12 protein-coding genes and 4 pseudogenes are annotated in these 9,816 nt (G+C 58.3%); 6 read left to right on the top strand and 10 right to left on the bottom strand.

Going from position 1 to position 9,816, the window contains the following annotated elements; translation table 11 throughout:
* Window positions 1-83 precede the first annotated feature (83 nt).
* Window positions 84-293 (bottom strand): annotated as a pseudogene (locus ACSSVY_RS22335) (DDE-type integrase/transposase/recombinase); the annotation flags it as partial.
* A 67-nt stretch (window positions 294-360) separates the two neighbouring features.
* Entirely contained in the window at window positions 361-813 is a 453-nt protein-coding gene (locus ACSSVY_RS22330) for a transposase (protein ID WP_454272216.1), read from the bottom strand.
* A 67-nt stretch (window positions 814-880) separates the two neighbouring features.
* Here ACSSVY_RS22330 and ACSSVY_RS22325 point away from each other — a divergent pair, with 67 nt between their 5' ends.
* The 3 genes from ACSSVY_RS22325 (at window position 881) to ACSSVY_RS22315 (ending at window position 3,303) form a co-directional block, all read left to right on the top strand.
* Window positions 881-1,555 (top strand): CoA transferase, encoded by a 675-nt coding sequence (locus tag ACSSVY_RS22325; protein WP_454272214.1) that lies wholly within the window; start codon window positions 881-883, stop codon window positions 1,553-1,555.
* 63 nt (window positions 1,556-1,618) lie between these two features.
* Window positions 1,619-2,377: an electron transfer flavoprotein subunit beta/FixA family protein gene (locus ACSSVY_RS22320; RefSeq protein ID WP_454272212.1), complete on the top strand. Its 759-nt coding sequence runs from the start codon at window positions 1,619-1,621 to the stop codon at window positions 2,375-2,377.
* A complete protein-coding gene (locus tag ACSSVY_RS22315) occupies window positions 2,377-3,303 on the top strand; it encodes an electron transfer flavoprotein subunit alpha/FixB family protein (protein ID WP_454272210.1) in 927 nt (308 codons plus the stop codon). Before ACSSVY_RS22320 ends, ACSSVY_RS22315 begins: the two co-directional genes overlap by 1 nt.
* Window positions 3,304-3,368: 65 nt before the next feature.
* On the opposite strand, the pseudogene ACSSVY_RS22310 reads toward ACSSVY_RS22315, so the two are convergent.
* Window positions 3,369-3,878: pseudogene (locus tag ACSSVY_RS22310) on the bottom strand (IS701 family transposase); the annotation flags it as partial.
* Between the two features lie 46 nt (window positions 3,879-3,924).
* Here ACSSVY_RS22310 and ACSSVY_RS22305 point away from each other — a divergent pair.
* A pseudogene (locus ACSSVY_RS22305) lies at window positions 3,925-4,100 on the top strand (ISKra4 family transposase); the annotation flags it as partial.
* Here ACSSVY_RS22305 and ACSSVY_RS22300 read toward each other — a convergent pair.
* Complete coding sequence (locus ACSSVY_RS22300) at window positions 4,082-4,318, bottom strand: SDR family NAD(P)-dependent oxidoreductase (RefSeq protein ID WP_454272208.1); 237 nt, start codon at window positions 4,316-4,318, stop codon at window positions 4,082-4,084. The pseudogene ACSSVY_RS22305 and the gene ACSSVY_RS22300 sit on opposite strands and share 19 nt — an antisense overlap.
* Window positions 4,319-4,407: 89 nt before the next feature.
* On the opposite strand from ACSSVY_RS22300, the gene ACSSVY_RS22295 reads away from it, so the two are divergent.
* Window positions 4,408-5,775 (top strand): TetR/AcrR family transcriptional regulator, encoded by a 1,368-nt coding sequence (locus ACSSVY_RS22295; protein ID WP_454272207.1) that lies wholly within the window; start codon window positions 4,408-4,410, stop codon window positions 5,773-5,775.
* A gap of 18 nt (window positions 5,776-5,793) precedes the next feature.
* On the opposite strand, the gene ACSSVY_RS22290 is transcribed toward ACSSVY_RS22295, so the two are convergent.
* The 6 genes from ACSSVY_RS22290 to ACSSVY_RS22265 are packed head-to-tail and all read right to left on the bottom strand — an operon-like array spanning window position 5,794 to window position 8,799.
* On the bottom strand, window positions 5,794-6,198 hold the full coding sequence (locus tag ACSSVY_RS22290; protein WP_454272205.1) for a PaaI family thioesterase: 405 nt from the start codon (window positions 6,196-6,198) through the stop codon (window positions 5,794-5,796).
* 49 nt (window positions 6,199-6,247) lie between these two features.
* Window positions 6,248-6,676, bottom strand: coding sequence for a PaaI family thioesterase (locus ACSSVY_RS22285; RefSeq protein WP_454272203.1), 429 nt, complete (start codon window positions 6,674-6,676; stop codon window positions 6,248-6,250).
* Between the two features lie 12 nt (window positions 6,677-6,688).
* A complete protein-coding gene (locus ACSSVY_RS22280) occupies window positions 6,689-7,492 on the bottom strand; it encodes an enoyl-CoA hydratase-related protein (protein WP_454272202.1) in 804 nt (267 codons plus the stop codon).
* Window positions 7,485-7,949 (bottom strand): SDR family NAD(P)-dependent oxidoreductase, encoded by a 465-nt coding sequence (locus ACSSVY_RS22275; protein WP_454272200.1) that lies wholly within the window; start codon window positions 7,947-7,949, stop codon window positions 7,485-7,487. Before ACSSVY_RS22275 ends, ACSSVY_RS22280 begins: the two co-directional genes overlap by 8 nt.
* Window positions 7,946-8,404, bottom strand: a complete 459-nt coding sequence (locus ACSSVY_RS22270) for an acyl-CoA dehydrogenase family protein (RefSeq protein ID WP_454272198.1) — start codon at window positions 8,402-8,404, stop codon at window positions 7,946-7,948. Before ACSSVY_RS22270 ends, ACSSVY_RS22275 begins: the two co-directional genes overlap by 4 nt.
* Window positions 8,317-8,799 (bottom strand): acyl-CoA dehydrogenase family protein, encoded by a 483-nt coding sequence (locus ACSSVY_RS22265; protein ID WP_454272196.1) that lies wholly within the window; start codon window positions 8,797-8,799, stop codon window positions 8,317-8,319. Before ACSSVY_RS22265 ends, ACSSVY_RS22270 begins: the two co-directional genes overlap by 88 nt.
* Window positions 8,800-9,165: 366 nt before the next feature.
* Between ACSSVY_RS22265 and ACSSVY_RS22260 the strand changes: the two are divergent.
* Window positions 9,166-9,616, top strand: a pseudogene (locus tag ACSSVY_RS22260) (acyclic terpene utilization AtuA family protein).
* The last annotated feature ends 200 nt before the right edge of the window (window positions 9,617-9,816 follow it).

Below are 9,816 nucleotides of genomic sequence, written 5' to 3'. Positions count from 1 at the left end.
CGCACTTCGAGTGCCTGACAAAAGTGTGCGCTCGATCACACGCCAATAGGGTCAAAAACTTCTTGCATTACGGGCGGCAACCACAAAAGAGAACCGTATTGGTCGACCGCACGCCACAGCCAGTATAACCGGCCAGCCATCTTCACGACGACCTCGTCCAGATGCCAGACATCACCAGGGCGAGGCTGCCGTCGTCGCAGGACGTGGGCGATCAGGGGACCGATCTTGACGGTCCAGCGCCGGATCGTCTCGTACGAAACAGACACACCGCGTTACAGCATCAGCTCCTCGACGGTAGTGCCCCGAGGAGTGGTGTAGGAACTGGCGTCCACCTGCTTCTTCATAGCTGGTGCTGCTCGTTCACTGAGCGGCGATCATCGCCGTCTCACTTTCATCGTGGCACATGGCGGTCAGCTTTTCCACCGGCATGTAGCGGCGGGAGACGGCCCATTCGTCGTTCTGCTCCAGCATCAGCGCGCCGACGAGCCGGATCACGGCTTCACGGTTCGGAAAGATCCCGACGACGTTGGTCCGTCGCTTGATCTCCTTGTTGACGCGCTCCAGCGGGTTGGTGCTGTGCAGCTTCGAGCGCAGGCTCTCGTCGAAGGCCGTATAAGCCAGCACGTCGTGCTCGGCCTTGTCCATGAGCTCAGCGACATCGCGGAACCGCTCGCGCAGATTGTCGGCGACCTCGCGCCAACGGGCATGTGCCTGATCGCGGTCCTTTTCGGCGAAGACGGTCTTCACCACCGCGCTTACCACCGGCTTGTTGGTCTTTCCCACACCGGCGAGGAGGTTGCTTCCGTATCTCATGTATTGAGTTTTGCCTTCTACACCGTTATGAAACTAACATATGTTAGATTAATAGCGATGAGAGCGGATGACTGGACCACTTGATCACCTGAAAAACATCGAACTTGGTCATGCTATTGCCGGACCGCTTTCAGCCGCCTTGCTTTCTGACGTCGGTGCAGAGGTCATTAAGGTTGAGGCGCCCAACCGGACGGATATGATGCGCGATCTCGGACCCAACGCCGCGGACAGGGTTGGCGTCTGGTGGAAGACTCTGGGCCGTAACAAGAAGACGCTGAGCCTGAACTGGAAAGCGGACGAGGGTCGGAACATCCTGCGCAAACTGGTTAAGGGTGCCGACGTGCTTGAGCGTGCAGGTGTCGGTCTGGACAGGAACCTAATGGAGGCCGGAATGACCGAACTTACACGCCTGGAGCGGGATGGCCCTATTGGAATCCTGCGCTTTCTTCAGCCAGAGACGCGCAGCCCATACAGCATCGCATTTGTCGAGGAATTGGTGGCGCATCTGCGCGACGCTGAACAGGACGATACGATCCGGGCCTTGATCATGACCGGGGGCGATCATTTCAGCAGCGGCGGCGAACTGGTCGGCTTCCAGTCCGAGGTCGCCAAGGGGGCTAGGGCCGCATCCGAAATGGTCGACAAGGTTCATGATGGCGGACGCGCGGTCTATCTGTTTCAGCTATCTCGGAGCATTGGACATCGAGCGAAACGCCCAAAGCGTTTTGCTGAGCGCGCATGATTTTCCCGAGGCCATGAAGCCTTTTCCGAAAAACGAAACCCCGAACTTAAGGAGACCATGCCAATGAAGGTGCTCGTGCCTGTCAAACGCGTGATCGACTATAACGTGAAGGTCCGCGTCAAGGCGGACGGAAGCGGTGTCGATCTTGCCAATGTGAAGATGTCGATGAATCCGTTCGACGAAATTGCCGTCGAAGAGGCGATTCGTCTGAAAGAGGCGGGCAAGGCGGATGAAGTCATCGCCGTGTCCATCGGCGTGAAACAGGCGCAAGAAACCCTGCGCACGGCTCTGGCCATGGGCGCGGACCGTGCGATCCTCGTGATTGCTGCTGACGACGTGCATCACGACATCGAGCCTTTGTCCGTGGCCAAGATCCTTGCCAAGATCGTCGAGGAAGAGGGCGCCGGCCTCGTGCTGTGCGGCAAGCAGGCGATCGACAATGACATGAACGCCACCGGACAGATGCTCTCGGCGCTGTTGGGTTGGTCACAAGCAACATTTGCGTCAAAGCTCGATGTTGAAGGCGATCATGCGCTGGTCACACGCGAAGTTGACGGTGGCCTGCAAACCATCAAAGTCAAGACGCCGACGATTGTTTCGGTCGACCTGCGCCTCAATGAGCCGCGCTATGCCAGCCTGCCCAATATCATGAAGGCCAAGAAAAAGCCGCTGGATGAGAAGACCGCCGCCGACTACGGCGTCGATGTCACGTCGCGTCTTGAAATCACCGGCACCTCAGAGCCCGCATCGCGCGCGGCGGGTGTGATCGTAGGCTCGGTGGACGAGCTTGTTGCGAAACTCAAGGAAGTGGGAGCCGTATGATGTCCGTTCTTCTTCTCGCCGAAGTCACCGATGGTGAACTGGCGCTCGATGCGACCGCCAAGGCGGTGACCGCTGCGGCCAAACTGGGCGATGTCACCGCTCTTTGTTGTGGCGCCTCTGCGGCGGCGGCTGGCGAAGCGGCAGCCAAGATCGCCGGTGTGAAAAAGGTGCTGGTGGCCGAAGATGCCTCGCTCGGGCACCGTCTGGCAGAACCCACGGCGGCCTTGATCGTCTCACTCGCGGGTGAGTATAGCCATATCGTTGCCCCGGCCACGACGGATGCCAAGAACGTACTGCCGCGCGTGGCAGCGCTTTTGGACGTGATGGTGATTTCGGACGCGTCTGGCGTGGTTGACGCCGACACGTTCGAGCGTCCGATCTATGCCGGCAACGCCATTCAAACGGTGAAGTCTCGCGACGCCAAAAAAGTGATCTCTTTCCGCACCTCGACCTTTGATGCGGCGGGCGAACAGGCGGCCGCGCCGATCGAGACGATCTCGGCGGCAGAGAATCCGGCCCTGTCCGAATGGGTTGAGGACAAGGTCGCGGCCTCGGATCGCCCCGAACTCACGTCGGCGGGTGTCGTGGTATCGGGTGGTCGCGGCGTTGGGTCGCAGGATGATTTCGCACTGATCGAGAAGCTGGCAGACAAGCTGGGGGCCGCTGTTGGCGCTTCGCGCGCCGCGGTCGACTCGGGCTATGCGCCCAACGACTGGCAGGTGGGCCAGACCGGCAAGGTCGTGGCGCCAAACCTCTATGTCGCGGTGGGTATCTCGGGCGCGATCCAGCATCTCGCAGGGATGAAGGACAGCAAGATCATCGTCGCCATCAACAAGGACGAAGAGGCCCCGATCTTTCAGGTCGCCGACTACGGCCTCGTGGCGGATCTTTTCACCGCCCTGCCGGAACTGACCGAAAAGCTTTAAGTTGCGCCCCAATCAATTAGCACTACTTCGCCAGATTTTCTCTCGAGCGTTCTGCGATAAGCTTTTCACAATGAGGGCAGCGTCGTGGTGGAGGTCTGGCGAAGGCGTTGAGGATGGCTTGCCTGACGGGTGGCATGGTTGGTTGCGGGGGCGGTCCGGGGATTCTTTTTTTCCCGTCCCGCGGCGGTGAGGCCGCGGGACTGCAGGAAGGCATAGGCGATCATGGTCATCAGGGCGAGCCTGTGCAGGCCGGTCCAGGATCGGCCCTCGAAATAGTCGAGGCCAAGTTCCTCCTTAAGTTGTTGATGTGCCTGTTCGCAGATCCATCTGGTCTTGATAGCAGCGGCGAGCGCCTTGATCGGCGTGTCGCCCGGCAGGTTGGAGGCGTAGTATTTCCGTTCGCCGGTCGCACGACGTTCGCCGATCAGCCAGACATCCTCGTCGCCGGGCATGGCCTGCACACGGCCATCTGCCATACGATGCCGGTGGCCATCGACGATCCGGACACGGGCTGCGGCGAACTGGCAGCTCAGCTTGCCTTTAGTGCCCCACCGCCAACTGATCTTTCTCCATTTTTCAGGTGGCGGCATCCACACCATCAACTATGCGAGGCGGAAACAACAAGGACGAGCGGTATCAACATGTCGGGCCGAGGGCCTTGTGAATGACATTGCGAATATCCGCATGGGCAAAAAGCAGAGGATGCGGTGGTCTCCGCGCGGCTCTCACCGCGTGGCGACTGTGAGAGCCGCTGCCCTCGATGGAAGGATTCAGCCGGTCAACTTGAAGCAGCCTGATCCCCACGTTCTTTCCACTCCCCGGTGATATCCACCTTGAAGGCGTGCGCCTTGCCGCCTGCCTCGGTGATCAGGCGAACGGTATCCTTCTCCCCGTCTTCGTTCATGTCAAAGACCGCAACCTCGGCACCTTCTTCGCCGAACCGTTGGCAAACCGCGCGTCCGATGCCGCTGCCGGCGCCGGTGACGATCACCGGTTTTCCACTCAATTCTCGCATGTGGAGGTCCTCCTCTTATGCTAAAATCTTGGCAAAGAACTTGATACGAGGTTTTTTGCTGCCTTCTAACATTTGTTAGATTTATTGCAATGGACAGCCTATCCGCCGAGAAGTATCGACAACAAATGGAAAGACAATCTGGTGCCATCACACACACCGAAGATGATCTGAGCAAGTCGGAAAGAACACGCGGTCGCATTCTTGCTGCGGCTGCTCGCCTTTTCCGGTACGAAAGCTATTACGCGACGACCATGCGCGACATTGCGCAGGAAGCCGGCATAGAAGCCGGAAGCATCTACTACCATTTTCAATCCAAAGACCAGATTCTGAGCGAGGTTCTCGATCTTGGTGTGCGGCAACTTTACAATAAGGTTAGTGAAACTGTTCGGACGGCAAAGAAAAATCCAGAGAATTTCCGCAAGACCTTCGCTTTGCTGATCGACACGCACCTGACCTATCTGCTGACTGACAGCGATTTCACCTCGGCCAATATCCGGAACTACCCGATGCTGTCGGATGAGGCACGCGCCCCGCACCGTGAGTTGCGTGCCTCCTATGCAGGAGTCTGGAGCAGTTTTCTGAAAGACGCAAAGCGTAACGGGCACCTGAGAAGCGATATTTCCGTGACTGCGATCCGCCAGTTCGTATTGAGCGCCATGAACTGGACCGTGGAATGGTATGATGTGGATCGGTATCCGGTGCATGTCCTTGCGGAACGCATGAGCAAGCTGATACTTGACGGGATGTGCTCGCGCCGTCGAGTTGATACCAAAAGCCTGAAGGTTAACGCCGCGGTTCCGGACAAAGCCCCAAAATCCATCGGCAAGGCCAAGAAAACCCGCGCCGAAATCCTGAGGGCCGCGGCACGCATGCTCAGAGACAATGGTTACAAGGCGACCACGCTGAGACAGATCGCTGAAGAAGCGGATATGAAAGCGGGCAGCGTCTACTACCATTTCAAGTCCAAAGAAGAGATAGTGGACGAGGTTCTGAACGCGGGGCTGTGTGACTTGCTATCGGGCGTCAACGCCGCGGTCGAAGAATTTCATGCCCCATATGACCATCATACCAGGATAGCCACAGCAATCTGGACCCATCTGGCTTTTCTGTTCAAGGCAAGCGAGTTCACTTCCGCGAACATCAGAAGCTACGGGATGCTGCCCAACCACTTTAGAGAGCGGCACAGAAAAATTCGCCACGAGTATGGCAGATTGTGGGATAGAATCTTGCGCGAGGCGCAGGAAGACGACGCTATAAGGTCGGACATCAAGATTGTTCCCTTGCGTCAGGAGATGCTGGGCGCCCTGAACTGGACGGTGGAGTGGTTCGATCCGAACCGGGCGGGAGAAGACGGATATCTTTCATTGCCTGAGTTCTCCGGCATGCTCATCAAGCTTTTGTTGGAAGGCATTTGCGACAGGGAGAATGCCGTTTACACCGGACATGCGATTCACTGATCCACGCCAAAATGCCTATCACACCAAAAGGAAGTGATAAAGCCCTTCCGCGACGGGCTTTCCCAAGGTGGTCTGCCAGGAAATCACACTGACGCTTGCGATACGCTTCCCTTTGCGGGTCACGTTCGCGCGGGCATACAGCGGTCCCTCCGGGGCAGGTCTAAGATAATCCACGGTCAGATTGATCGGCTTGGCCGGGACGTCGGCGAAATCGGGATGGACCGCGATGGCCGCCGCAGCTTCCATGAAGCTTGCGATCATTCCGCCATGGTAAAGCTCCATGACCGGGTTTCCGATGTGACGTAGTTCGAAGGTCATCTCTGCGTCGGCATGGAGAGCGCTCAGGCTCTGAACCTCAAAGTTGAGAAATCGGAAGAACGGCACACGGGATACGTTGGCATTGACGGTTTGCAAGTCCATCATGAGGCTTTTCCTTTTGTCATCGCCTCAAACAGGCTGGTATCAACGCGTGTCAGTGCGAACGAGGCGGTTTCGCGCGCAATTTCCGCATCTTCATGACCATCGAATGAGATGCTGCCGGTATTGAAGGCAATATGGTCGGTTTGCCGAAAGCAATGCGCGCGCACGATGACATCCGCGCGCGACCGTGCCGGGCGCAGATAATCCACCCTGAGGTCAAGGGCGCCATGGTGCTGACGTCCTCGATCGCCACGAAGTTCGCCAGCCCGAAGACGCTGTCCAGAAGGGCCGTCAGGATACCACCATGAAGCAGAATCTGATCACTGTCGATGCAGGACTCCGGATTGAACGGCATCCGGACCCGAACGGCTTCGGTCGCGACCTCTTCGATCTCAAGCGCCATATGCGTAATCAGACCCTTGCCGCGCGCATTCCACATCTGCGCGAATTGCTCCATCTTCTTTTTGGTGATATCGGACATGCGATCTTTCCTTCAACGCCCTGTGAAGTTGGGTTTTCGTTTTTCGAGGAACGCAGCAACCGCCTCGTGGTGATCTTCGGTCTGATGCATAAGGGCCTGATAGGCCGCCGCAGAATTCAGGAAATCCGGTAGATCCATCCGTTCGGCGTTGCGCATCAGGCGCTTGGCAACACGCACCGCGCGTGGCGGTTTCGATGCGATGACAGCGGCACGTTCGCGGGCGCGGTCCAAAAGTGTGGCGTGGGGCACGACTTCCAGCACCATACCGATCTCCAGCGCCTCTTCGGCTTCGACCATGCGCCCCGAGAAAGTCAGATCAGCAGCCCTCTGGTGACCCAGACGGCGCAGCATGAACCAACTTCCCGCATCGCCCGGAATGATCCCCAGGTTTAGGAAAACTTCGCCGAACTTCGCCTTTTCCGAGGCGATGCGAATGTCGCACATCATGGTCAGGTCGCACCCCGCCCCGACCGCCGGGCCGTTGACCGCGGCAATCGTCGGAATGTCCATGTTGTACAGCGCCTGCGGCAGACGCTGCACGCCATCGACATAGCTCAGCGCCGCCGCAAGTGGCTCCTTGCGAAAGATGCTGTCTGGGTTGTTCATTTCCTTGATGTCGCCGCCAGCGCAAAAGGCCGGGTCGGCTCCGGTGAGAATCATGACGCTGACTTGTGGATCAGCCTGCACCTTTGCAAACGTGTTCAGAAGGGCGGCTATCATGTCGTTTCCGGTGACCGGATTGCGTCGCGCCGGGTCGTTGAGCGTGACCGTGGCGATCCTGTCGGATATGTCCAGCAGGACGGGGGGGTTACTCATTCTTTCCCTCTCTTCGTTCGCGTTTTTCAAACATTTCGGGATGAATCATATCACAGGCATCATGGCCCATGTGCAGGGTTTCCCCGGCGTCCACATAAATATCCTCGCCTGGGATGAAATTTCCCAGATTGGAAGCAAGGAAGATGATCGTTCCGACAATATCCTCGGCCATGCTCATCCGGTTCGGGACCGAGCGGTTCAGCTCTTTCCACCGGTCCGGTGAAATGGGGTAGCTACCAAGCGCGTCGGTCTTGATCGTTCCCGGCGCGACGCAGTTGAGATGGATCCCGTACTCGCCCCATTCAGCGGCCAGCGTTTTCATCATGCCGGTCACGCCGGCGCGGGCGGCGACGGTTTGGGCAAAGCAGGTGAGCGCGGTGCGCGTTGAAATGGCGGTGACAAAAACGATCGACCCGCCGTCTTCATACATGAAATGATCGGCAGCGGCGCGGGTCATCTGCCATGACCGGTGAAGTTGTTGACCGAGCCGCCGTGGATGTGAGAGGCCTCGGTCACCGCCTTGTTGAAGGACTCGTCGGCATAAAGATAGGCTGCGGCTACCAGCTTGTGGATATCGCCGCGCCCCCCGGCGCCCTTGGGCAAGCCGACACAGGCGGCCATCGCGCGTTCTAGGTACAGCCAGCTCATCACCACCGACACGTCGCCGTTCTCGGCACCTAACATGGCAGAGGCCGGCACCCGGCAGTCCTTGAACACCAGTTCGCCAGTGGGCAAGCCGCGAAAGCCCGGGTTGTCGGTTTCAACGACAAAGGCCGAAATGCCCTTGGAACCTTTGGATTTGTCGGTCTTGGCATAGAGCAGGATCACTTCGGCGATCGAGCCGTAGGTGATGTAGATCTTCGATCCATTAATGACGTAATCGTCGCCGTCGCGGCGGGCGGTGGTCGCCATGGAGCCAAGCGCGCGCCGGACTCCGTCAACCCCAATGCGCCGACAAGATCGCCGGAACACAGGCCCGGCACATATTTCTTTACCTGTTCTTCGGAGCCTTTGCGCAGCAGGTTTTTTAGACAAAGGTTGTCGTGCGCCCCGTGCGACAGCCCGACGGCCGGGTTCCATTTCGAGATCACGTCGAACACCAGCGCTTGGGTGAACTCGTTCTGGCCCGAACCGCCCAGTTCCTCGGGCCACCATTCCTCCTCGTCCATACGCGCCTGAAGCGGGTGCAGCACCTGGCGCGACACGCGATCCACGTGATCGACGATCTGGCGCTGCTCATCGGTCAGCAAATAGTTTGCCTTGATGGCTTGCAGATCGGCCTTCGCTGCACTGTCTTGACCGTTCATGGTTTTCCTCCCGAGCGGAATGTCAGACTTCTCTGTTCACTAAAATCAAACATATGTTAGAAAATTTTGCAAGACGTGCTTTTCGCGATTTAACGTTGTTGATTGCGTCGTGGAAGGTTGGGGATTTCGGAAGTGTTCTCGAGAACGGTTCCTTCGGGGATTATGCGGATGTGAGCATTGCTTGCGGCTGTTTGGGCCGAACGGTGGCGCTTTGTGATGCAAGACACGCGTCGAAATGGACGGGCAGATAAGGGGGGACATGACGGATCGAAAACTGCGCATCGGGTGCGCTTCCGGTTTCTAGGGCGACACGCCTGAGGCCATTGGGCAGTTGGTGTCCAAGGGCGATATTTCCTCAAGGCGCTGGTGCCGTGGTTGCACAAGATCAAGGCCAAGGGGATCAAGGTGGTGGCCAATGTTGGCGGGGTGAATCCGCGCGGCTGCCGCGAAGGCCAGCATCGACTTTTCCATCGGTGTCGTGCTGGGCGACGACCTGCTGGACCGCGCGGACGAGATCCGAGACCGCAGTGTAACCGAAATGTTCTCTGGTGTGGATTTTCCTGATGATGTCTGGAGCATGAATGCCTACCTGGGTGCCGGCCCCATCGCCACGGCTCTGGACGGCGGTGCCGAGATCGTGATCACCGGGCGGTGCACCGACAGCGGGGTCGCGCTCGGACCGCTCATGCATAATTACGGTTGGAGCGATGACGACTGGGACAAACTCAGCCAGGGATCGCTGGGCTATCTGCTGTCGGACGTGATCTGCGACTGGCCCGGTGTCACGCTCGCCCTGCTGGCTCCGGAGGAGGAGTGACCATACGCCGGATCGAAAGCCAGATTGACACCAATTCGCCCGACTTCAAGGCCAATCATGCGGCCATGTCCGAGCGTCTGAAAGACTTTCACGCGCGCCGGCACGGGTTCCGTCGCAAACTTTGCCCAATGTCGGCATAGCCTGATCTGCGGACAGAATTATGCTGCAAGCTCCGCAAAGGTCTGGAATGCGGTTGCGCC

The organism is Roseovarius sp. MBR-51 (assembly GCF_053628575.1).
This window is presented reverse-complemented; position numbering and strand designations above follow the sequence as displayed.